Here is a 24,027-nt window from a genome sequence, read left to right as displayed (position 1 = left end):
ATTTTGCGGCTGGAGAGCCCGAGGCTCCGCAGTAAGGCATTCGGCAGGGCCCTTTTAGAGGAGAAGGCGGGGCTTCGGAGGATGGAACGCCTTTCCGGGAGTTATGTAAAATCTTTCTACATGCTTCTGCTCTGCCTTGACGCAGGACTTTTCCCAATGCTATAATGTGCAGGTAGCGAAGAAAGAAGAATAAGGAAATAATGTGGAAAGCGAAAACGAGTGGAGTGAAAAACGCATGAAGATGAGAAAGACAAAGATTATCTGTACATTGGGACCTGCCTCTGAGAATGAGCAGGTGATCCGGGAGCTGATGCTTGCCGGAATGAATGTGGCAAGACTGAATTTTTCCCATGGGAGCCATGAGGAACAGAAGAGAAAGGCAGATTTGGTGAAGAAGGTCCGTAAGGAGCTTGATCTTCCGGTGGCTCTTCTGCTGGATACAAAGGGACCGGAGATTCGGACCGGCATGCTGGAAAATGGAAAAATAGAGCTGAAAAAGGGCCAGAGCTTCGTCCTGACGACGGAGGATATTCTCGGAAATGAGGGCATGGTGTCGATTTCCTATAAGGATCTGGTAAAGGATGTAAAGCCGGGCGATTCGATTCTGATCGACGACGGCCTGATTGGAATGAAGGTCAATAAGGTCACAGATAAGGAAATTTTCTGTGTGGTAGAGAATGGCGGAATGATTTCCAACAAAAAAGGAATCAATGTGCCGGGTGTAAACTTAAGCATGCCCTTTATCAGCCAGAAGGATTACGACGACATTCTCTTTGGCATCGAGGAAGGCTTTGATTATATCGCGGCCTCGTTTACCAGGACTGCGGACGATATTCTTGAAATTCGGAAGATTCTGGAGGATAAGGGCTGCCAGAGCATCAAGATTATAGCGAAGATAGAAAATCTGCAGGGCGTGGAGAACATCGATGAGATTCTGCGTGTATCTGACGGCATCATGATCGCCCGCGGCGACATGGGCGTGGAGATCCCGCTGGAGGATGTTCCGGTCATTCAGAAGAAGCTGATTCAGAAGATTTTTGAGACAGGAAAGCCTGTGATTACAGCGACGCAGATGCTGGATTCCATGATGAAAAACCCACGGCCGACCCGTGCGGAGACGACTGACGTGGCGAACGCCATCTATCAGGGAACAAGCGCGATTATGCTTTCGGGAGAGACGGCGAACGGGCAGTACCCGGTGGAGGCTCTGAAAACCATGGTGAAGATTGCAGTCCGTACTGAGGCAGATATCGATTATGATGCGCGCTTTAAGAGACGTACGATTATGGATCGGCCGGACATTACCAATGCGGTATCCCATGCGACCTGCACGACTGCCGTTGATTTGCATGCGGCTGCCATCATTACCGTGACAAAGTCCGGACGGACGGTAGGCATGGTGTCCAAGCATCATCCGGGCTGCCTGATTATCGGCTGCTGTATGGATGATTACGTGTGCCGCCAGCTGAATCTTTACTGGGGCGTACAGCCTCTGCTTCTCGACAAGGAAGAGGACGCTGAGACGCTGTTCAGACGTGCCGTGGAGGCCGCGGAGCGTGCAGGACTTGTAGCCAGGGGTGATTTGACGGTTTTGACGGCAGGCGTGCCTTTGGGCGTGACCGGCACGACGAATCTGATCAAGGTCCAGGTGGCAGGCAGGATCCTTGTCACAGGAAACGGAATTACAAAGAAAAAGGTCTGCGGCTCTCTCTGTGTGGTAAAGGATGCAGAGCAGCTTAAGAAAAATTTCCGGGCGGGAGATGTGATTGTGGCTCCGGAGACCAATAACGAGATGCTGGAGCAGATGAGAGCGGCTTCCGGTCTTGTGGTGGAGCAGAAGGGAGATAATTCTCATGCGGCAATCGTAGGCCTTACTCTTGATATCCCGGTGATTGTAGGCGCGGCCAATGCGACGGAGATCCTGAAAAGCGGAGCTGTCGTAATGGTAGATGCAGAGACAGGAACCGTATCCAGCAACAGCTGAGCACGGGAAAGCAAAAGGCGCCGGCTTTTGGAGGCCTGGCGCCAGGCCGGCGAATGAGACGGCGGCATTATACCGGAAGGAAGGAAGATTCATGGCGGAGCTTACACCCATGATGCAGCAGTACCTTAAGACAAAGGAGCAGTATAAGGACTGTATTTTATTTTACCGCCTCGGCGATTTTTATGAGATGTTCTTTGACGACGCAAAGCTTGTGTCCAAGGAGCTGGAACTGACACTGACAGGAAAAAGCTGTGGATTAGAGGAACGCGCACCGATGTGTGGCGTTCCTTATCATGCTGTGGAGGGATATCTGAACCGGCTGGTTTCCAGAGGCTATAAGGTCGCTATCTGTGAACAGATGGAGGATCCGAAGGAGGCCAAGGGGCTGGTGGCCCGGGATGTAGTGCGTATCGTCACGCCCGGAACGAATCTGAGCACAGCGGATGAGACGAAAAACAATTACCTGATGTGTATCGTATACCTTTCCGATCGCTATGGGATTTCTACAGCGGATATCACCACAGGAGACTATCTGGTTACGGAAGTGGATTCGGAGAGAAAGCTGCTGGACGAGATTAATAAATTTGCGCCTGCAGAGATTGTCTGCAACGAGGCCTTTTCCATGAGCGGCGTGGATCTGGAGGATTTGAAATTCAGGCTGGGTATCGCGGTCTATCCGCTGGAGGCCTGGTATTTTGACGACGAGCTGTGCAGGAATACGCTGATGGAGCATTTTGCCGTGTCCAGCCTGGCGGGGCTGGGATTAAATGATTTAAGCTGCGGCACGATTGCGGCAGGCGCTCTTCTGAAATATCTTTATGAGACACAGAAGACATCCCTTTCCCATCTGACCCACCTGCAGCCCTATACCATTGGAAAATATATGATTATCGACAGCTCCAGCCGCAGAAATCTGGAGCTTACGGAGACCTTAAGGGAAAAGCAGAAAAGAGGCTCTCTTCTGTGGGTGCTCGATAAGACGAAGACGGCTATGGGAGCCCGTACCTTACGCAGTATGGTGGAACAGCCCCTGATTGACCGGGCAGAGATCGAGAAGCGCCACGAGGCCATTGCGGAGCTCAACGAGCATGTAATCACCAGAGAAGAGCTCCGGGAATACCTGAACCCGATCTACGATCTGGAGCGGCTGATTGGCCGCATCAGCTATCAGACGGCAAATCCCAGGGATCTGATTGCGTTTCGGACCTCGCTGGAGATGCTGCCCCATATTCATACGCTTCTGGAGGAGTTTCATTCCCCATTGCTTTGCGAGCTGAGGGAAGAGATGGATGTGCTCGCGGATATCCAGTCCATGATCGCCCAGGCTATCCAGAACGATCCGCCGATTTCCATCCGTGACGGTGATATCATCCGGGATGGGTACCATGAGGATGTGGACCGCTACCGGAAGGCCAAGACGGAAGGGAAGAGCTGGCTTGCGAAGCTGGAGGCCGAGGAGCGGGAAAAGACGGGCATTAAAAACCTGAAAATCAAATATAATAAGGTGTTTGGCTACTATCTGGAGGTGACGAACTCCTACAAGGATATGGTGCCGGATACCTGGATGCGCAAGCAGACGCTGACGAATGCGGAGCGCTATATTACGCCGGAGCTAAAGGAGCTGGAGGATACGATTCTCGGAGCGGAGGACAAGCTGACCTCCCTGGAATACGGCCTATTCTGCGAGCTGCGGGAAAATATTGCGTCGCAGGTTCTGCGCATCCAGCGTACGGCCAAGGCTGTAGCGATGGTAGACGTGTTTGCGTCCCTTGCCTTTGTGGCGGAGCGCAATCATTATGTGCGCCCTGTCATGAATGAAAAGGGAAGCATCGAAATCAAGGGCGGGCGTCATCCTGTGGTGGAACGGATGATCGAGAATGATATGTTTATCCCAAACGACACTTCGCTTGATAACAGCCAGAACCGGATTTCTGTCATCACAGGTCCCAATATGGCCGGAAAATCCACGTATATGCGGCAGACAGCCCTGATTGTGTTGATGGCCCAGGTGGGAAGCTTTGTGCCGGCCGATAAAGCAAAGATAGGCATTGTAGACCGCATTTTCACAAGGGTGGGCGCTTCGGACGACCTGGCATCTGGTCAGAGTACCTTTATGGTAGAGATGACGGAGGTCGCCAATATTCTGAGAAATGCCACGCCGGCAAGCCTTCTGATTCTTGATGAAATCGGAAGAGGAACCAGTACCTTTGACGGACTGGCCATTGCCTGGGCGGTGATAGAATATATCAGTAATCCGAAGATTCTGGGTGCCAAGACGCTGTTTGCGACTCATTACCATGAGCTTACAGAGCTGGAGGGTTCGCTTCCCGGCGTGAAAAATTACTGTATTGCCGTAAAGGAAAAGGGTGACGATATCGTGTTTCTGCGGAAGATCATCCGCGGGGGCGCAGACAAGAGCTACGGCATCCAGGTGGCAAAGCTGGCAGGCGTTCCTGACCCGGTGATCCAGCGGGCGAAAGAGCTGGTGGAAGAACTGAGTGCGGCAGATATCTCCGTAAGGCCCAAGGCGGCCCCGGTGGAGGCGGAACCGGATACAGACGTAGATCAGATTTCTCTTTTTGATACGGTGAAGGATGACGATATTATCATGGAGCTCCGGGACATGGATCTGAGCAATATGACTCCTCTGGAGGCTTTGAATACCATTTACCGGCTGCAGAGCAAGATCAGGAACAGGTGGTGAGCGGATGAGCAGAATCCAGGTGCTGGATCAGAAAACCATAGACCAGATCGCGGCAGGCGAGGTGATTGAGCGCCCGGCCTCCGTGGTCAAGGAGCTTGTGGAAAATTCCATAGACGCAGGCGCTACGGCGGTTACAGTCGAGATTCGGGACGGCGGAACCTCCCTTATCCGGGTTACTGATAATGGAAGCGGCATCGAGAGAGATCAGGTGGCGGTAGCATTTCTGCGCCATTCCACCAGTAAAATCCGTGCGGTGGAGGATCTGTTTCATGTGGCATCCCTGGGATTCCGGGGAGAGGCCCTGTCTAGCATTGCTTCGATCGCTATGGTAGAGCTGATTACCAAGACTGCGGACGCCGAGGCGGGCGTCCGCTATGTGATAGAAGGCGGCGTCGAGAAAAGGCTGGAGGAAATGGCGGCTCCGGATGGGACGACCTTTCTGGTGCGCAGCCTTTTTTATAACACGCCGGCCCGGAGAAAATTTCTGAAATCACCGATGACAGAGGCAGGCTACGTGAGCGAGCTTGTAGAGCGCCTGGCCCTGTCCCATCCGGATATCTCTTTTCAGTTTATCAACAACGGGCAGACGAAGCTTCATACCTCGGGAAACCATAATCTGAAGGATGTAATCTACCATATCTACGGCCGTGATATTGCAGCCAATCTGGCTGAGATTGACGCGGCCCAGGGGCCGGTGCGCATCACCGGCTTTATCGGCAAGCCCGTGATTTCCAGGGGAAACCGGAGCTACGAGAATTATTTCATCAATGGCCGCTATATCCGCAGCAATCTTATCGCCAAGGGGATTGAGGAAGGGTACCGGACCTTTATGATGCAGCACAAGTATCCCTTTACAGCGCTGCACTTTACGATAGATGGCAGTCTTCTCGATGTAAATGTCCATCCAACCAAGATGGAGCTGCGCTTTTCCAACCAGGAGGAGCTGTACCGCTTTGTGCGCGACACAGTCCGGCAGGGGCTGATGGAAAGAGAGCTGATTCCGGAAGTGAAGCTGACGGAAGAAACGGAGAAAAAAGCGGCAGCGAAACCTGAAGGAGCGGAATCTGCGGCAGAGGAAGTCGCGGAAAAGAAGGTGGAAGGGCATTCGGAGAGCAGCCTGCAAAGAGGGGAAGAAAACCAGCTGGCAAATAAGGCAGAGTCTGTGGAACAAAGCGCGCCGCTTTCTGAGCCGCAGGAACGCAATCTGGAATATTTCCTCGCCCAGATGCGCAGGAGGGTAACTGAGGAGTTCCGGCAAAAGGGCCGGCAGGCAGAGGCTGACAGCTTCATCCGGGAGAACGGAGCCTATGGGGCAGAGCCGCAGAAGCCCGCGCGGCAGCAGGAAAAGGCGCAGGCGGAAGAAGCAGGGAGGGACGAAGCACGAAAAATACATAGAAAAGAAATTCAGGCGGAAGAGCCCAGGCAGCTCGACCTTTTCGAACAGCGCCTTCTGAATCCGGCTACAAAATCGGACATCCGCATCATCGGGCAGCTGTTTGAAACCTACTGGCTGGTGCAGTTCGAGGATAAATTTTATATGATTGACCAGCATGCGGCGCATGAGAAGGTACTCTATGAGAGAACAGTGAAAAGCCTTGCAAAGAAAGAGATCACTTCCCAGATGGTAAGTCCGCCGCTGATATTGACGCTGTCTATGCAGGAGGCTGCCCGCCTGGAAGAGTATCAGGAGTGTTTCAAGGAGCTGGGCTTTGAGATAGAGCCCTTCGGCGGCAGAGAGTATGCGGTCAGCGCGGTTCCGGCCAACCTGTTCGGCCTGGCGGAGAAGGATTTGTTTCTGGAGCTTTTGGACAGCCTGGAGTATGTCAGCGGGAAAAGCACGGAGATGGTTCTGGACAAGATTGCGTCCATGTCCTGTAAGGCGGCGGTAAAAGGAAACCAGCGCATGAGCACAGCAGAAGCGCAGGCCCTGATCGAAGAGCTTCTGACGCTTGAAAATCCCTATAACTGCCCTCATGGGAGGCCTACGATTATCTCTATGACAAAGCAGGAGATTGAAAAGAAATTTAAGAGGATTGTATAAGGAGAGAGGGTATGAATCCGACCGTTTCTATCATTATTCCGGTTTATAACGCGCAGCAGTATCTGCGCCGCTGCGTAGAAAGCATTCTGGGGCAGGAATATACGGATTTTGAGCTGCTGCTGATTGACGACGGAAGCCGGGATGGCTCAGCAGCTATCTGTGACGAGTATGGCGCGAAGGATGCCCGCGTCCGTGTAATCCATAAGGAAAATGAAGGCGTGTCAGCGGCGCGCAATATGGCGATCGACAATGCAAGGGGAACCTGGCTGCAGTTCGTGGACAGCGACGACTGGATTACGCCGGATGCGACCAAGCTTCTGGTGCGCATTGCGGAGGAAGAGGAATGCGATCTGGTCATTTCCGATTTTTACCGGGTGGCAGGCGAGCGTGTCTCCCAGAAGGGAGATATAGAAGAGGACGGAGTGCTGACCAGGGAACAGTTTGCGGCCCATATGATGGAAAATCCGGCTGATTTTTATTACGGCGTGCTCTGGAACAAGCTGTACCGCAGGGAGCTCGTACAGGCTCACAGGCTCCGGATGAATACCGCTATCAGCTGGTGCGAGGATTTCATGTTTAATCTGGAATATATCCGTTATGCGGAGAGATTCTGCTCGCTGCGCGCGCCGGTTTATTACTATGTCAAACGGAAGGGCTCCCTGGTCAGCCAGGGAAACAGCATCGCAAAAACAATCCAGATGAAGCTGACGGTATTTGAGTATTACCACAGCTTCTATAAAGAAGTGCTGGACGAGGAGGAATACGAAAAAAAGCGTCTGCAGGTGTACCGCTTTCTGGTAGACGCTGCGGGAGACGGAACTGTCGGAATTCCGTTCCTTCCGGGGACAAAAAGGCTTGGCGACGAGCGCAGCGGCGTCAGCGCTGAGGCCATTGCGGGAGAGGGACTGCTGTCGGAGATTTACCGTGAGAGAAAGCTGCTGGAACGCTACCTGGAGGTGGCCGCCCTGAAAAATGATCTGACAGTTCAGGAAGCCGCCCTTCTTTTGTGTCTGAGCCATTCAGGAGAAATTGTAAACAGGCGGGAGCTGGCGGATTTTGCCGGGCTGCCCCGGAGGACGCTTACGATGCTTCTCCAGCGCCTTGCTATGCGGGGGCTGATTAAGCAGGAGGATCTGACCGCGCAGAAGCAGGAGGAGAAAAACGGGAAGGAGGAAAAAGGAAAGAAATACCGGATTACCTTTCTTCCGGCGGCAGATCCGGTCCTGGAGGAGCTTTCCCTGGTGGAGCGGGATTTCGATGACGCCAGGTTCGGCGGCTTTGACGAGGAGGAATTGATCCAATATACACGGCTGTCGGAAAAGATGAAGAGAAACATGCAGAGGATTCTGTACCCGGGGAGGAATGCATGATGGCAGGAGAGAAGAAAAAAGCCGCGAACTGTGAATTTTGCGGCAATTATGTCTATGATGAGGATTATGGCTATTATGTCTGCGAGATGGATCTGGATGAGGATGAGATGCGGCTTTTTCTCCAGGGGAATTTCCATGCCTGTCCGTATTTCCAGTATGGAGATGAGTACCGGATTGTGAGAAAGCAGATGTAAAGAAAAATATTAAAAAAATATAAAAGCCTTGCTTTTCCGGAAAAAGTAGAGTAAGATAAGAAAACAGTAAAAAGCATATAAGGAAAAGCATAAGGGAGTAGTTGGCGCCTTTGGCGTGACAGAATCAACATTCATGGCCCGGACAGCCTGGTTTTGTTTGAAACAGCGAGACTTATCTGCAGGAAATTTCTTGTGGATAGGTCTTTTTTGTTGCATAGAGATAAAGGAGGGATAAGGTGAATTATAAAGAGAGCGGCAGAAAGCCTGTCAAGCGTCCGCCGCCATTTTTTGCTACATAAGACGGCAGATGTTGGACAAAATGGATAATAAATGATATGATAAAAAATGTGCCGATGCTGCGTGCTGCTGCCGGACGGCGCAGAGGCAGGCGGCAGAGGACAGGAGAAAACGAGACGTGAAAACGTCCGGATAGGAGGAAACGTGAAAGAGTATCTGGAAAGCGTTGAAGAGGTATTGAAGGAGCAGAATTCTTCGGAAGAAGGCCTGAGCTCCCAGGAGGCCGAAAAAAGGCTTGCCGAATTTGGAAGAAACCGTCTGGAGGAAGGGAAGAAGGATTCCCTGCTGAAGCGGTTTTTGAATGAGCTGGCAGACCCGATGATCATTATCCTGATCGTAGCGGCTGTCATTTCAGGTATCACAGCGGCTTATGAGGGAGAGTCCTTTGCGGACGTTATCATCATCATGGCCGTGGTTATCATCAATGCGGTTCTCGGCGTCGTGCAGGAGAGCAAGGCCGAGGCAGCCATTGCGGCTCTGCAGGAGATCGCGGCGGCGACCAGTAAGGTGATGCGTGACGGAAGGGTTGTTACCTTAAAGAGTGAAGAGCTGGTTCCCGGAGATGTCGTTGTGCTTGAGGCCGGTGATGCGGTTCCGGCAGACGGCCGTATCATAGAATGTGCCAGCATGAAGATTGAAGAGGCGGCTCTGACCGGTGAGTCTGTTCCGGTTAACAAGCTGGTGGGCCTGCTTCAGCTTGAGGAACAAAAGGATATTCCCCTTGGAGACCGCAAGAACATGGTTTATATGGGCTCCACCGTGGTGTACGGCCGCGGCAAGGCAGTCATTACCGGAACCGGGATGAATACAGAAATGGGTAAGATTGCTTCTGCGCTGGCTCAGGCCAAGGACGAGGAGACTCCGCTGCAGCTGAAGCTGAACCAGCTCAGCAAAATCCTGACTGTGCTGGTAGTAGGCATCTGTGTAGTTATCTTTGCAGTGGGACTCTTAAGATCCGGAATCAGTGGCGATGCGATTCTTGACACCTTTATGGTAGCCGTTTCTCTGGCAGTGGCAGCTATCCCGGAAGGACTGGCGGCTGTAGTGACTATCGTGCTCTCCATCGGTGTGACAAACATGTCAAAACGGAATGCGATCATCCGAAAGCTGACAGCAGTGGAGACTCTGGGATGTACGCAGATTATCTGCTCCGATAAGACAGGTACGCTGACCCAGAACAAGATGACCGTCGTAGAGCATGTGGCGGACGATGAGAAGGAGCTGGAGATTGGCATGGCGCTCTGCTCCGATGCTGAGTGGGACGCGGAGAGCGGCCAGGCAGTAGGAGAGCCTACGGAGTGCGCCCTTGTCAATGACGCCGCAAAGAATGGATATGAGAAGACGCAGCTGAAGGAGGAGTATCCCCGTGTGGGAGAGGCGCCCTTCGATTCCATGCGTAAGATGATGTCTACCGTTCATCAGACAAAGGACGGAAGGATCATTCAATATACAAAGGGAGCGCCGGATGAGGTGCTGAAACGCTGTACCTATGCAGTGCAGGGCGGACAACGGGTGCCTATGACAGAAGAAGTGCGTGCTTCCATTCTGGCCTCCAACAAGGCTATGGCTGACAAGGCTCTCCGCGTGCTTTGCTGCGCAAGGAGAGACTGGGATGCGGTTCCTGCAAATACAGAGCCTGAGTTTCTGGAGCAGGAGCTGACTTATGTGGGACTTTCCGGTATGATCGACCCGGTGCGTCCGGAGGTAAAGGCTGCGATTGTAGAATGCCGCGAGGCCGGCATCCGGCCGATTATGATTACCGGCGACCACAAGGATACGGCAGTGGCTATTGGTATGGAGCTTGGCATTATCTCCAGCCCGGATCAGGCGATCACGGGAGCGCAGCTTGACGAGATCAGTGACGAGGAATTCAACAGCCGGATTGAGGAATTTTCCGTATACGCCCGTGTGCAGCCGGAGCATAAGGTCCGCATCGTAAAGGGATGGAAGGCAAAGGGCATGATTACCGCCATGACTGGAGACGGCGTAAATGACGCGCCCTCCATCAAGAGTGCGGATATCGGCGTCGGCATGGGGATTACCGGCACCGACGTAACGAAGAACGTAGCAGACATGGTTCTGGCTGACGACAACTTTGCGACTATCGTATCGGCGGTAGAGGAAGGCCGCCGGATCTATGCGAATATCCGGAAAGCCATTCAGTTCCTGCTGGCCTCCAATCTGGCCGAGGTGCTGGCGATCTTCTTCGCGACCCTGATTGGCTTTACGATTCTGGAGCCGGTACATCTGCTCTGGATCAACCTGATTACGGACTGCTTCCCGGCTCTGGCTCTTGGAATGGAGAAGAGCGAGGCAGATATCATGAAGCGTAAGCCCCGTGACCCGAAGGAAGGCATCTTTGCAGGAGGCATGGGCTTTGACGTATTCTTCCAGGGCCTGATTGTAACCATCCTGGTAATGATTTCCTACCTGCTGGGCCATTACATTGAGAGCGGTGTATGGGAGTTTGTGAACAGCCCGGACGGAACGACGATGGCATTCCTGACGCTGTCTATGGTGGAGATCTGCCATTCCCTGAATATGAGAAGCCGCCGTGGCTCCATCTTCAAGCTGACCAATCACAATAAGTTCCTCTATGGAGCCATGATTGTGTCCCTGATCCTGACGACCGTCGTGATCGAGGTGCCCTTCATCGCGGCAGCGTTCCAGTTCACACCGATTGATCTGAATGAGTACGCGATTGCTCTGGGACTTGCGATTCTGATCATTCCGATTATGGAGATTGTGAAGGCTGTCCAGAGAAAGGTTGAGAAGAACGCGTAAAGAAAGCGGCGAAAGGCTGCTTTGCAGATTTGCAGAGGGCGCCGCCCAATCATCAAGATTAGATGATGATTGGGCGGCGCCCTCGATTTTTCAGAGCTGTCTCAGGCCTGCATATGTATAGTCCTCATCTCAAAAGCCCTGTTCAGTACCGCCTGCTGATCTTCTGGTACCGGCTTCTGGCGGTCAGGGTCTCGTCCGCAGCGCAGAGCTTATCCGCGATGCAGAGGACGACGCTCTCCCGGCAGGCAGGAGGCCGGAGATTGAGGGGGAACATGTGCTTTGCGATCATATCCTGCTCGATTTTTCCCAGAGCAAAATCGCGGGAGGCATTCTGCAGAGCCCGGCGGGCGTGGAAAAAGCCGTGAAGCCGGTGGCTTTTGTCTGGCACATGCCAGTCATAGAGAAAATAATCGTGCAGAAGAGCGCCCCGGACCAGGGCGCGTTCGTTCAGTCGGATTTTCAGGTATTTGCGGAGGAGCCGGGCGAACAGGAGGCAGGTACAGGCTGCCGCGACAGAGTGCGCAAAGACAGACACATCTCCGTGCTGGAGAAACTCCTTTTCCAGCTGCATGCCCGGCGAATACAGAATGTCAGCTCCATATTTCAGAAGAGCCCTGTGATAGATGATTTCCCTCATGGCGGGTTTCCTTTCATAAAATGAATTTAGAGAGAGGCCGGGTTCCACAGCTCATGCAGGCCAGTCAGTACCTCCACAGAACGGACCGTCATTTCCTCCGTCATGACAGGGCTTTCCATAAGCCCGGAGCGGATACACTGCTCTGCGTGCAGAACCTCGTACATCAGCTCATATTCGCAGGGCTCCTCCAGAACCACAGGCTCCGGGTGCTGCGCGCGGTCTCTGTAATGAAGGATGGCCTTTCGCGCCTTCCAGTAGTCCGGGATCTCGATCCAGCCCTTTTCCCCGTAGATATAACCGGTATGAAGGGTATCAGCCAGCGTGCTTGTCTTGTTGGTGAAAAGTGTGCCGTCCTCCATCCGCAGGACAGCTGAAAACTGTGTTTCCACGCCTGTCCCGCTGGGCGAGCAGAGGCCTGTCCATTCGGCTGCATAGCAGTCCAGAAGGTACTGCATGAGGTGCAGGCTGTAGCTGGCGTTGCTGTAGAGCGGACCGCCGCCCTTTTCTGCGTCGAAGAGCCAGCTGTTGTACGAGGAGGAAAAGGAGCTGGAGAAGTCTGCCATTACGATACGTCCGAATTCTCCTGCCCGGATCAGTCCTTTCAGCCTCTGAATCACAGGGAGAAAGACGCACTTCTGCATTTCCATAAGGAAGAGCCCCTTTTCTCGTGCCAGCGCAAACAGCTCTCTGGCCTGGGCGGCGTCCAGCGTAAAGGGCTTTTCGCAGAGCACATGCCTGCCGGCCTCCAGGGCCAGCCGGGCATAGCGGTAATGCTCGCTGTTGATGGTCGCGATGTAGATGATATCGGCTTCTCCGGAGTGGATCAGCTCCTCATAGCTGCCAAAGGACCTGGGGATATTCCAGAGCTCGGCTTTCCGGCGGGCATTTTCCAGGCTGCGCGACGCGACAGCCGAGACCGTGCAGCCCTCCAGGCTGCTGGCGCCTTCTGCGGCGCGGACCGCGCCGATCAGGCGGGGGACGATGGAGGCGGTGCTTAAAATTCCAATTCGAAGCTTCATGGGACAACTCCTTTCTGTGCTGCGCAGGCATAAGAGGAAGCCCCTCTGGCCAGCCAGGGTATCATACCGAATACTGGTTTAACTGTAAATTTAAAAACCAAAACTGTCAAGTCCTATAAGCCCTGCCGCAGAATAACGATTAGAATATATTATAAGAATCCCGCGCGGCCTCCTTGCTTTTCAAAAAATCTTAGTATATAATTTTTACGTAACAGCGCCTTGCAGGCAGATGGGAGGCGCCAGGCTTTTGATTAAAACCAGAAAAGGACGGTAGGAAGATGAAAAAATTGGATTTACTGTATGAAGGAAAAGCAAAGAAGGTTTATACAACTGACGATCCGGACGTTTTAATTGTTGATTATAAAGACGACGCGACTGCGTTCAACGGACAGAAAAAGGGTACGATTCAGGGCAAGGGTGTGATCAACAACCGCATGACGAACCATGTATTCCAGCTCCTTGAGAAGGAAGGAATCCCGACGCATTTTATTGAGGAGCTCAGCGACCGGGAGACCGCAGTTAAGAAGGTGGAAATCGTTCCTCTTGAGGTGATTGTCCGCAACGTGGCAGCAGGAAGCTTTTCCAAGCGCCTGGGCGTTCCGGAGGGAACCGAGTTCAAGGAGCCGACTCTGGAGTTCAGCTACAAAAATGACGAGCTGGGTGATCCGTTGATCAATGATTATTTTGCAATCGCGCTGGGACTGGCTACCCGCGAGGAGATCGATACGATCACGAAGTATGCCTTTAAGATCAATGAGGTTTACAAGGCTTATTTTGCAAATGCAGGCATCAAGCTTATCGACTTCAAGATTGAGTTTGGCCGCTATAAGGGACAGATTATTCTGGCGGACGAGACTTCTCCGGATACCTGCCGATTCTGGGATATCAATACCAATGAGAAGCTGGATAAGGACCGTTTCCGCAGAGATCTGGGAAATGTAGAGGAAGCCTACAACGAGGTGTTCCATCGTCTGGGCCTGTAAAGCGGGCTGCGGTACAAAAAACCGGACAGACAGCGGCAGCTCCTGTCTCACAGGGCTGCCGTAGAAAAATTTCATAAAGGAAAGAGCGAGCGTATGATTCATAAGCAGTTTGAGGAAGAGGAGAAGCTTGGAGAGGAATGCGGAGTCTTTGGTATTTACGACTTTGACGGAAACGATATAGCTTCTACGATTTATTATGGGTTGTTTGCCCTGCAGCACAGAGGGCAGGAAAGCTGCGGAATCGCAGTCAGCGACACGAGAGGACCGAAGGGAATCGTGAAAAGCCATAAGGGAATGGGGCTTGTAAACGAGGTCTTCACGCCGGAGGTGCTTACGGGCTTAAAGGGAGATATAGGGCTTGGTCATACGCGGTATTCGACAGCGGGCAGCAGTACACGGGAGAATGCACAGCCGCTCGTGTTGAATTATATCAAAGGAACGCTGGGGCTGGCGCACAACGGGAACCTGATCAATGCGCCGGAGCTTCGGCGGGAGCTGGAATACACAGGAGCGATCTTTCAGACGACGATAGACTCTGAGGTGATCGCCTATCACATCGCGCGGGAGCGTGTACGGTCAGCGTCTGCGGAGGAAGCAGTATCCAGGGCGATGGACAAAATCAAGGGAGCCTACTCCCTGATTGTCATGTCGCCGCGGAAGCTGATAGGGGCCAGAGATCCCTTTGGCTTCCGGCCTCTGTGTATCGGAAAACGGGATCACGCCTATATCCTGGCCTCGGAGACCTGTGCGCTGGAGACTATAGGGGCAGAGCTTGTGCGGGATGTGGAGCCGGGCGAGATCGTGACGATTACGCCGGACGGCATCCGGTCCGATAAAAGCCACTGCCTGCCCAGAGAGCAGGAGGCCCGGTGTATCTTTGAGTACATTTATTTTGCGAGGCCAGACAGCCATTTCGACGGCGTCAGCGTCTACCAGTCCCGGATTCTGGCAGGAAGGTATCTGGCTGCAGATTCGCCGGTGGAGGCGGACCTGGTGGTAGGAGTGCCTGAATCCGGCAACGCGGCGGCCCTCGGGTATTCCCTGGAGTCGGGAATTCCATACGGAACGGCCTTTGTAAAGAACGGCTATGTGGGGCGTACCTTTATCAAGCCCGGCCAGAGCAGCCGGGAGTCCAGCGTGAAGGTTAAGCTGAACGTGCTGAGCGAGGCTGTGAAGGGAAAACGGGTCATTATGATTGACGATTCGATTGTAAGGGGAACGACCAGCGGACGTATTGTGAAAATGCTTCGGGAAGCGGGAGCAGAGGAGGTCCATATGCGGGTCAGCTCGCCGCCGTTTCTGTATCCCTGCTATTTCGGGACGGATGTGCCGGCCAGAGAACAGCTTCTTGCCTACAACCGGAGCGTGGAGGAGATCCGCCAGGTGATAGGGGCCGATTCCCTGGCTTATCTGCGGGTAGAGCGGCTTGGAGAGATGATTGGCGGCCTGCCGCACTGCACTGGATGCTTCACCGGCCAGTATCCCCTTGCGCCTCCCACAGAGGATATCCGGGGAAATTTTGAGAGGTAATAAAGAGAGAATCTTCGGCGTCAGTGCACGGGATACGTAAGTCCTGCGCATGGCTCCGGCTATAATAAGCTATCATTAAGGAGATAATATGAGTACAGACAGATATGTAAGTCCCTTGTCGGAACGCTATGCCAGCAAAGAGATGCAGTACATCTTTTCCCCGGACAAAAAGTTCCGGACCTGGAGAAGACTGTGGATTGCCCTGGCTGAGACGGAAAAGGAGCTGGGCCTGCCGATCACGCAGGAGCAGATCGACGAGCTGAAGGCTCACAAGGACGATATCAATTATGATGTGGCAAAGGCCCGTGAGAAGGAAGTACGCCATGACGTGATGTCCCATGTCTACGCCTATGGCTGCCAGTGTCCGAAGGCAAAGGGCATTATCCATCTGGGAGCGACCTCCTGCTACGTGGGAGACAACACAGATATCATTATCATGACGGAGGCTCTGAAGCTGGTGCGCAGAAAGCTGGTCAATGTGCTGAATGAGCTTGCGTCCTTTGCAGACAAATACAAGAGCCAGCCTACCCTTGCCTTCACGCATTTCCAGCCGGCTCAGCCTACGACAGTAGGGAAAAGGGCTACGCTGTGGATGCAGGAATTCTGCCTGGATCTGGAGGATTTAAATCATGTGATTTCCTCCATGAAGCTGCTGGGCTCCAAGGGGACGACGGGAACACAGGCAAGCTTCCTGGAGCTCTTTGACGGAGACATGGAAAAGGTCGGCAGGGTAGACACGCTGATAGCGGAGAAGATGGGCTTTTCCAAGTGCTATCCGGTATCAGGACAGACCTATTCCCGGAAGGTGGATACCCGTGTGCTGAATGTGCTGGCGGGCATTGCGGCCAGTGCCCATAAGATGTCTAACGATATCCGGCTTCTTCAGCATCTGAAGGAGGTGGAGGAGCCCTTCGAGAAATCCCAGATCGGTTCCTCAGCCATGGCTTACAAGAGAAATCCCATGCGCAGCGAGCGCATCGCTTCTCTGTCCCGCTATGTAATTACCGACGCGCTGAATCCGGCCATCACCTCCGCGACGCAGTGGTTTGAGCGGACGCTGGATGATTCTGCGAATAAGCGTCTCTCCATTCCGGAGGGCTTTCTGGCCATCGACGGCATTCTGGATCTGTGCCTGAACGTGGTGGACGGTCTTGTGGTATATCCGAAGGTCATTGAAAAGCATCTGATGGCAGAGCTGCCCTTTATGGCGACGGAGAATATCATGATGGACGCGGTAAAGGCAGGCGGAGACCGCCAGGAGCTTCACGAGCGTATCCGTGAGCTTTCCATGGAAGCGGGACGCAATGTGAAGGAGAACGGAGGGGAAAACAACCTTCTGGAGCTGATTGCGGCAGATCCGGCCTTCGGCCTTTCTCTGGAGGATTTGAAGAAAACCATGGAGCCCTCCCGTTATGTGGGCTGTGCGCCGGCGCAGGTGGACGCATTCCTGGGCCAGGTAGTAAAACCGATTCTGGAGGAATACCGGGAGGTTCTCGGAGAAAAGGCTGAAATTAACGTATAAATAACGTATTTATTACGGAAAACCCCTTGCATTTTCGAAAATAACGTGCTATAGTGTAGAAGATGTAATAATGTGGCTGCGAAGAGTGAACGAAAGTTCACTCTTTGTTTTTGGAATGATTCGGAAACGAAGGGAAGACGATGGCAAAAAGAGAGGAATACGAACAGAAGACAGAAAAGCTGCTGGAGCCGATTCTGGAGGAGCACCATTTTGAACTGGTGGACGTGGAATATGTGAAGGAGGGCGGTTCCTGGTACCTGAGGGCGTATATTGACAAGCCGGGAGGAATCACGGTGGATGACTGTGAGGTTGTGAACCGGGCGCTGGGAGATCTTCTGGATGAGCATGATTTTATAGAAGATTCTTATATTTTGGAAATCAGTTCTCCGGGACTTGGGAGGCCGCTGAAAAAGGAACGGGATTTTGAACGAAGCCTTGGCGAAGAGGTGGAGATCCGTACCTACCGTATGGTGAATAAAGAGAAGGAATTTCGGGGAATTCTGAAAGCGTACGATAAGGATACGGTTACCATAGAGACAGAAGAAGGACAGGAGCAGGTGTTTGAGAGAGAGAATATTGCACTGATCCGGCTTGCCTTTGATTTTGTCTAGCCTAGATTGAGAAAACAGAGCGGAATCAGACTGTATGCGCAGGATTCCTGCAAATAGATAGAAAACCGTGTGAAAAACGAGGAGGAAATAAAAGATGAACACAGAACTGCTGGAAGCGCTGGAGCAGATTGAGAAGGAAAAGGACATCAGCAAGGATACCCTGCTGGAGGCGATCGAAAACTCTCTTCTGACTGCCTGCAAGAACCATTTCGGAAAGGCGGACAATGTAAAGGTAAATATCGATCCCGTGACCTGCCAGTTTTCCGTATATGCAGAGAAAACGGTTGTGGAGAAGGTAGAGGACGACGTGACGGAGATCAGCCTGGATAAGGCAAGAGAGATCGACTCCAAATATGAGCTGGGCGACATTGTAAACGTAGAGATCAAGTCAAAGGAATTCGGGCGTATTGCGACACAGAATGCGAAAAACGTAATTCTGCAGAAAATCCGCGAGGAAGAGAGAAAGGTTCTCTTCAACCAATATTACGCAAAGGAAAAGGATGTAGTGACCGGCGTGGTGCAGAGGTATCTGGGCCGCAATGTGAGCATTAATCTGGGCAAGGTAGACGCAATCCTGAATGAGAACGAGATGGTCAAGGGAGAGGTATTCAAGCCGACTGAGCGCATCAAGGTCTATATTCTGGAGGTAAAGGACGGTACCAAGGGGCCGAGAATCCTGGTATCCAGAACCCATCCGGAGCTTGTGAAGCGCCTGTTTGAGTCTGAGGTGACAGAGGTCCGGGACGGCACTGTGGAGATCAAGTGCATTGCCCGCGAGGCCGGCTCCAGAACAAAGATCGCGGTATGGTCCAACGATCCGGACGTAGACGCGGTAGGAGCCTGCGTCGGAATGAACGGAGCCAGGGTAAATGCGATTGTAAACGAACTGCGTGGAGAAAAGATCGACGTCATCAACTGGAATGAGAACCCTGCGATTCTGATTGAGAATGCCTTAAGCCCCGCAAAGGTCGTGGCTGTTCTGGCGGATCCGGAGGATAAGACTGCGAAGGTTGTGGTTCCGGATTACCAGCTGTCCCTGGCTATCGGCAAGGAAGGACAGAACGCAAGGCTGGCAGCAAGGCTGACGGGCTTCAAGATCGACATCAAGAGCGAAACACAGGCCAGGGAAATCGAGGGCTGGCTGGATGTGGATGAGGACGAGGAATACTACGACGATTACGAAGAGTATAAGGAGTCCCAGGCCGAAGAGGCGGCTTATGCAGAGTACGCGGACGGCGCAGAATACGCAGAAGATACAGAGTATGCAGAAGACGCAGCGTATGCGGATGATGTGGATGGAGCGGAGTACCAGGAGACTTCGGACGATATGGAAGAGGAATAAAATCCGGAAGCTCTTTTGAATATTTTTTGAGAGAAAATAGTAGAATCAGGAAGTGAGAGATTGAGTACAACCAGAAAAGTACCGATGCGTCAGTGTGTGGGATGCCAGGAGATGAAAAGCAAAAAGGAAATGCTGCGGGTGATTAAGACGCCGGAGGATGAAATCATTCTGGACGCCACAGGCCGCAAAAACGGGCGCGGCGCTTATCTGTGCTTCTCAAAGGAGTGTCTCTTAAAGGCGAGAAAGAACCGGGGACTGGAACGTTCCCTGAAGACGAGTATCCCGCCGGAGGTATATGACAGCCTGGAAAGGGAGTTGGATGAGCTTGGCACAAAATAAGACATATTCGATGATTGGCCTGGCCATGAAGGCCGGAAAGCTTACAAGCGGGGAATTTGCCGTGGAGCATGCAGTCAAGGCGGGAAAGGCAATGCTGGTCATCGTATCGGAGACCGCGTCAGAAAACACGAAGAAAAAATTTCGGGATATGTGTACTTACTATGAAGTGCCTTTGTACTTCTTTGGTGAGAAAGAGACGTTGGGTCACGCCATGGGAAAGGAGTTCCGCGCTTCCCTGGCAGTACTGGACGAAGGATTTGCAAAGGCCATTGAGAAATGCCTGATGAACGAAAAAGGGAGGTAGTAAGTATGTCGAAAAGAATACATGAGCTTGCCAAGGAACTTGGCAGAACAAATAAAGAAGTGATAGCGGCTCTGGCAGAGAAAAATGTGGAGGTGAAAAGCCATATGAGCGTACTTTCAGAGGAACAGGAGGCTATGGTGAAGAAAGCGCTTGCCCCGAAAAAGGAACAGACAGAGGCAAAGGAGGCGGCTGCCAGACCGGAAGGCACGGCAGAGAAGCCGGAAGGAGCCGCAGCGGCTCCGCCAAAGAAAAAGAAGATTATCGCGGTGTACAACGCCCATAACAGCCAGACGGGAATCAAGGATCCCAGAGGAGACAGAAAACAGGCAAACCGTTCCCAGCAGGGCCGTCCGGCCCAGGCGGGCACCCGTCCGGCAGGAGCAGGGAACGCCCGCCCGGCGGCAGGAGCCGGCGCAGGAGCGGCAAAGCCTGCCCCGTCCCGTCCGTCAGCAGGAGCAGCAAAGCCTGTATCGGGAGCAGGAACAGGAAGCTCAGCCTCTGCAGCGGCGGCTGAGACAAAGCCCTCAGCTTCGCAGAGCGTAAAGCAGGAGCAGCCGGCCCGCTCTGTCCAGGAGGAAAGCGCGAAGGCGGCAGCCCCGGCACAGAGCACAGCGCGTCCGGCAGCAGCGCAGACGCAGAGCGCGCCGGGAGCCAGAGCTGCCCAGGGCCGTGACGGAAGAGGCCAGGGAGATGACAGAGGCCGGGGAAGAGACAGCCAGGGCCGCGACGGTCAGAGTGGAAGAGACAGCCGCGGAGGCTTCCAGGGCCGCGATGGAAGAGGCCAGGGAGACGACAGAGGCCGGGGAAGAGACGGCCGTGACGGAAGAAGAGAGGGCCAGGGCGGAAGAGACAGCCGCGGAGGCTTCCAGAGCCGCGACGGAAGAGGCCAGGGAGATGACAGAGGCCGGGGAAGAGACAGCCGTGACGGAAGAAGAGAGGGCCAGGGCGGAAGAGACGGCCGCGGAGGCTTCCAGAGCCGCGACGGAAGAGAACAGGGACGGGGCGGAAGACGCTCCATGGATATTCCGGCAGCTCCTGTAGAGCTTCGCAAGTCAGAAAACCGCAGAGCAGAGAACAAGAACCGCAATGATGACAGCAGGAAAGAAAAAAACAGCAAATTCAACGACAACTGGAATGGTAAGCCGGGTCAGGGCGGCCGTCGTCCGAACCAGGGCGGCAATCGTCCGAATCAGAAGGGCGGCAAGGGAGCTAAGGGCGCTCAGACGGCACCTAAGCAGGCTCCTGCACCGAAGAAGGAGGACAATACGCCGAAGGTAATCGAGATTCCGGAGATGATCAGCATCCATGATCTGGCGGAGAAGATGAAGATCCAGCCTTCCGTGATCATCAAAAAGCTTTTCCTGGAAGGAAAAATGGTGACGGTAAACTCCGAGCTTGATTTTGAGGCGGCCGGTGAGCTGGCTATGGAGATGAACTTCGATCCGGTTCCCGAGGAGAAGGAGGATGTGATCGGAAAGATGCTGGAGGATACGGAAGATCCGGAAGACAGCCTTGTTCCGAGACCGCCGGTAGTCTGCGTCATGGGCCACGTAGACCACGGCAAGACCTCCCTGCTGGATGCTATCCGCCATACGCATGTCATTGACCGGGAGGCCGGCGGAATCACGCAGCATATCGGAGCCTATGTGGTATCTATTAATGACCAGAAAATTACCTTCCTGGATACACCGGGCCATGAGGCGTTTACAGCCATGCGTATGCGCGGCGCGAATTCCACGGATATCGCGATCCTGGTAGTAGCGGCGGACGATGGCGTGATGCCCCAGACCGTAGAGGCGATCAACCATGCCAAGGCGGCTGGCATCGAGATTATTGTCGCAATCAACAAGATTGATAAGCCCAGCGCAAATATCGAGCGCGTAAAGCAGGAGCTGGTAGAATACGAGCTGATTCCCGAGGACTGGGGCGGAAGCACGATCTTTGTGCCGGTATCCGCGCATACCCATGAGGGAATTGATCAGCTTCTGGAAATGATCCTTCTGACTGCCGAGGTGCTGGAGCTGAAGGCGAATCCGAACCGCCGCGCGAGAGGAATCGTGATTGAGGCGGAGCTTGATAAGGGCAAGGGACCTGTGGCTACCGTCCTGGTACAGAAGGGAACCCTTCATGTGGGAGATCCCATCGCAGTAGGCGCCTGCCACGGCAAGGTCCGCGCGATGATGGACGACAACGGACGGCGCGTCAAGGAGGCCGGTCCCTCCAAGCCGGTAGAGATCCTGGGCCTGAATGATGTGCCGAATGCCGGTGAGATCTTCATCTCCCCGGAGAATGAGAAGGAAGCGAGAGCGTTCGCGGATACCTTCGTGAAGGAGAGCCGCGAGAAGCTGATCGAGGATACCAAGATGAAGATGTCTCTGGACGATCTGTATTCCCAGATCCAGTCCGGAAATCTGAAGGAACTGAATATTATTGTAAAGGCCGATGTGCAGGGCTCCGTGGAGGCAGTGAAGCAGAGTCTTCTGAAGCTCTCCAATGAGGAGGTCGTGGTGAAGATCATCCACGGCGGCGTGGGCGCGATCAACGAATCTGACGTAAGCCTGGCGGCGGCGTCCAACGCAATCATTATCGGCTTCAATGTACGGCCTGACGCGACAGCGAAGGAGACGGCAGAGCGCGAAAAGGTAGACCTGCGCCTGTACCGCGTCATCTACGATGCGATCAACGACGTAGAGTCAGCCATGAAGGGCATGCTGGATCCGATTTTCGAGGAAAAGGTGCTCGGCCACGCCGAGATACGCCAGATCTTCAAGGCCTCCGGCGTAGGCAATATCGCCGGCTCCTATGTGCTGGACGGCGTATTCCAGAGAGGTTGCAAGTGCCGCATTACCAGAGAGGGCACGCAGATCTTTGACGGAAGCCTGGCCTCCCTGAAGCGTTTCAAGGACGATGTAAAGGAAGTAAAGGCAGGCTACGAGTGCGGCCTGGTGTTTGAGAAATTCAACGACATTCAGGAGCTGGATATCGTAGAGGCCTATACCATGGTGGAGGTGCCCAGATAGAGCATGAGAAAAAACAGCATTAAAAATACGAGAATCAACGGAGAGGTCCGCAGAGAGCTCAGTGCGATCATTCAGAATGAGATCAAGGATCCGCGGATTCATCCGATGACCTCGGTGGTAGAGGTGGAGGTTGCGCCGGACTTAAAGAGCGCGAAGGCTTATATCAGCGTGCTGGGTGATGAACAGGCCCAGAAGGATACGCTTGCCGGCCTTCAGAGCGCCGAAGGCTATATCCGCAGGGCCCTGGCACGGACTGTAAACCTGCGCAACACTCCGGAGATCCGTTTTATCATGGATCAGTCCATAGAATATGGAGTGCATATGTCCAAACTGATTGATGATGTCAATAAGAGCAGCTTGGAAGAAGAAGGTGATGAGGATGATCAGGCTGAAGAATGAACTTGAAAACGTGAAAACCGTTGCTGTCGCCGGACACATCCGGCCAGACGGGGACTGTACCGGTTCCTGTCTGGCTGTATACAGCTATCTTCAGGAAAACTTTCCTGAGATCAGCGTGGATGTGTACCTGGAGGCAGTGAATCCCAATTTCCTTTTCCTGAAGGGGGCAGATCAGGTGAAGACCTCCTGCGTGGAGGACAAAAAATACGATCTGTTTATTTCCCTGGATGCCAGCGATAAGGAGCGCCTGGGAGAGGCCGTAAAATACCTGGAGACGGCAGAGAAAACCCTCTGTATCGACCATCATATTACAAACACGGGCTTTGCAGGTGAGAACTGGATCGATGCCCAGGCAAGCTCTACATCAGAGCTGGCATACCAGATGATGGAGGAGGAGCGTATTTCCAGGGAGACCGCAGAGGCCCTCTATATGGGAATCGTTCATGATACCGGCGTCTTCCAGTACACGAATACGACGGAGAAAACGATGCAGATTGCCGGAAAGCTGATGGCGAAGGGGATCGATTTCTCACGCATCATTGAGGACACCTTTTACCGGAAGACCTATGTGCAGAATCAGGTGCTTGGCCGTGCGCTGATGGAAAGCATTCTGCTTCTGGACGGCAAGATTATCGTAGGCCGGATTCGTCAGAAGGATATGGACTTTTATGGAGTAGGGCCTGCCGACCTGGACGGGATCGTAAGCCAGCTGCGTGTGACGGCCGGTGTGGAGGTTGCTATCTTCCTTTACGAGACGGGAACCCAGGAATACAAGGCCAGCCTGCGCTCCAACGGGATCGTAGACGTAAGCTCTGTCTGCGCCTATTTCGGGGGCGGAGGACATGTGAAGGCCGCAGGCTGTACGATGCATGGAAGCCTGTACGACGTAGTCAATAACCTGACCCTACATATCGAGCAGCAGCTGAAGGAAGACAAAGAAGAGTAAA

General features: G+C 53.4%; 18 protein-coding genes. 16 read left to right on the top strand and 2 right to left on the bottom strand.

The genetic code is table 11. The features are described 5' to 3' along the window. Positions 1 to 235 precede the first annotated feature (235 nt). The 6 genes from pyk to B5E77_RS03450 all read left to right on the top strand — a co-directional run bounded on the left by pyk (position 236) and on the right by B5E77_RS03450 (position 11,374). Positions 236 to 1,984, top strand: coding sequence for a pyruvate kinase (gene pyk / locus B5E77_RS03475; RefSeq protein ID WP_087164003.1), 1,749 nt, complete (start codon positions 236 to 238; stop codon positions 1,982 to 1,984). A gap of 91 nt (positions 1,985 to 2,075) precedes the next feature. After that, positions 2,076 to 4,688 carry a DNA mismatch repair protein MutS gene (gene mutS / locus B5E77_RS03470; protein WP_242963584.1) on the top strand — a complete coding sequence of 871 codons (2,613 nt, stop codon included), beginning with the start codon at positions 2,076 to 2,078 and terminating at the stop codon, positions 4,686 to 4,688. 4 nt (positions 4,689 to 4,692) lie between these two features. After that, a complete protein-coding gene (gene mutL / locus B5E77_RS03465) occupies positions 4,693 to 6,729 on the top strand; it encodes a DNA mismatch repair endonuclease MutL (protein WP_087164002.1) in 2,037 nt (678 codons plus the stop codon). Between the two features lie 11 nt (positions 6,730 to 6,740). Further along, positions 6,741 to 8,099 carry a glycosyltransferase gene (locus B5E77_RS03460; protein WP_087164001.1) on the top strand — a complete coding sequence of 453 codons (1,359 nt, stop codon included), beginning with the start codon at positions 6,741 to 6,743 and terminating at the stop codon, positions 8,097 to 8,099. Then, positions 8,099 to 8,293 carry a DUF6472 family protein gene (locus tag B5E77_RS03455; RefSeq protein ID WP_087164000.1) on the top strand — a complete coding sequence of 65 codons (195 nt, stop codon included), beginning with the start codon at positions 8,099 to 8,101 and terminating at the stop codon, positions 8,291 to 8,293. Before B5E77_RS03460 ends, B5E77_RS03455 begins: the two co-directional genes overlap by 1 nt. 441 nt (positions 8,294 to 8,734) lie before the next feature. Continuing rightward, positions 8,735 to 11,374 carry a cation-translocating P-type ATPase gene (locus B5E77_RS03450; RefSeq protein WP_242963580.1) on the top strand — a complete coding sequence of 880 codons (2,640 nt, stop codon included), beginning with the start codon at positions 8,735 to 8,737 and terminating at the stop codon, positions 11,372 to 11,374. 142 nt (positions 11,375 to 11,516) lie between these two features. Here the strand turns inward: B5E77_RS03450 and B5E77_RS03445 are convergent, their stop codons facing one another. Beyond that, on the bottom strand, positions 11,517 to 12,011 hold the full coding sequence (locus B5E77_RS03445; protein ID WP_087163998.1) for an HD domain-containing protein: 495 nt from the start codon (positions 12,009 to 12,011) through the stop codon (positions 11,517 to 11,519). 26 nt (positions 12,012 to 12,037) lie between these two features. Beyond that, entirely contained in the window at positions 12,038 to 13,030 is a 993-nt protein-coding gene (locus B5E77_RS03440; RefSeq protein WP_087163997.1) for a Gfo/Idh/MocA family protein, read from the bottom strand. 278 nt (positions 13,031 to 13,308) lie between these two features. Between B5E77_RS03440 and purC the strand changes: the two genes are divergently transcribed. From purC to B5E77_RS03390, 10 genes are all read left to right on the top strand, one after another. Beyond that, positions 13,309 to 14,013, top strand: a complete 705-nt coding sequence (gene purC, locus B5E77_RS03435) for a phosphoribosylaminoimidazolesuccinocarboxamide synthase (RefSeq protein ID WP_087163996.1) — start codon at positions 13,309 to 13,311, stop codon at positions 14,011 to 14,013. A 93-nt stretch (positions 14,014 to 14,106) separates the two neighbouring features. Beyond that, on the top strand, positions 14,107 to 15,543 hold the full coding sequence (gene purF / locus B5E77_RS03430) for an amidophosphoribosyltransferase (RefSeq protein WP_087163995.1): 1,437 nt from the start codon (positions 14,107 to 14,109) through the stop codon (positions 15,541 to 15,543). Between the two features lie 88 nt (positions 15,544 to 15,631). Continuing rightward, positions 15,632 to 17,065, top strand: a complete 1,434-nt coding sequence (gene purB / locus B5E77_RS03425; RefSeq protein ID WP_087163994.1) for an adenylosuccinate lyase — start codon at positions 15,632 to 15,634, stop codon at positions 17,063 to 17,065. Between the two features lie 140 nt (positions 17,066 to 17,205). Next, the gene (gene rimP / locus B5E77_RS03420) at positions 17,206 to 17,676 is read left to right on the top strand and encodes a ribosome maturation factor RimP (RefSeq protein ID WP_087163993.1); all 471 of its coding nucleotides are present in this window, start codon (positions 17,206 to 17,208) and stop codon (positions 17,674 to 17,676) included. Between the two features lie 94 nt (positions 17,677 to 17,770). Next, entirely contained in the window at positions 17,771 to 19,018 is a 1,248-nt protein-coding gene (nusA, locus tag B5E77_RS03415; RefSeq protein WP_087163992.1) for a transcription termination factor NusA, read from the top strand. 84 nt (positions 19,019 to 19,102) lie between these two features. After that, on the top strand, positions 19,103 to 19,357 hold the full coding sequence (gene rnpM, locus B5E77_RS03410; RefSeq protein WP_204248010.1) for an RNase P modulator RnpM: 255 nt from the start codon (positions 19,103 to 19,105) through the stop codon (positions 19,355 to 19,357). After that, complete coding sequence (locus B5E77_RS03405) at positions 19,338 to 19,661, top strand: L7Ae/L30e/S12e/Gadd45 family ribosomal protein (RefSeq protein WP_442911325.1); 324 nt, start codon at positions 19,338 to 19,340, stop codon at positions 19,659 to 19,661. Before rnpM ends, B5E77_RS03405 begins: the two co-directional genes overlap by 20 nt. 5 nt (positions 19,662 to 19,666) lie before the next feature. Further along, a complete protein-coding gene (gene infB, locus B5E77_RS03400) occupies positions 19,667 to 22,681 on the top strand; it encodes a translation initiation factor IF-2 (RefSeq protein WP_087163990.1) in 3,015 nt (1,004 codons plus the stop codon). Positions 22,682 to 22,684: 3 nt separating this feature from the next. After that, positions 22,685 to 23,080: a 30S ribosome-binding factor RbfA gene (rbfA, locus tag B5E77_RS03395; RefSeq protein WP_087163989.1), complete on the top strand. Its 396-nt coding sequence runs from the start codon at positions 22,685 to 22,687 to the stop codon at positions 23,078 to 23,080. Continuing rightward, positions 23,061 to 24,026, top strand: a complete 966-nt coding sequence (locus tag B5E77_RS03390) for a DHH family phosphoesterase (RefSeq protein WP_087163988.1) — start codon at positions 23,061 to 23,063, stop codon at positions 24,024 to 24,026. Before rbfA ends, B5E77_RS03390 begins: the two co-directional genes overlap by 20 nt. Position 24,027 lies beyond the last annotated feature (1 nt).

It is taken from the genome of Lachnoclostridium sp. An131 (assembly GCF_002160825.1).
Classification (GTDB): Bacteria; Bacillota; Clostridia; order Lachnospirales; family Lachnospiraceae; genus Laedolimicola.
This window is presented reverse-complemented; position numbering and strand designations above follow the sequence as displayed.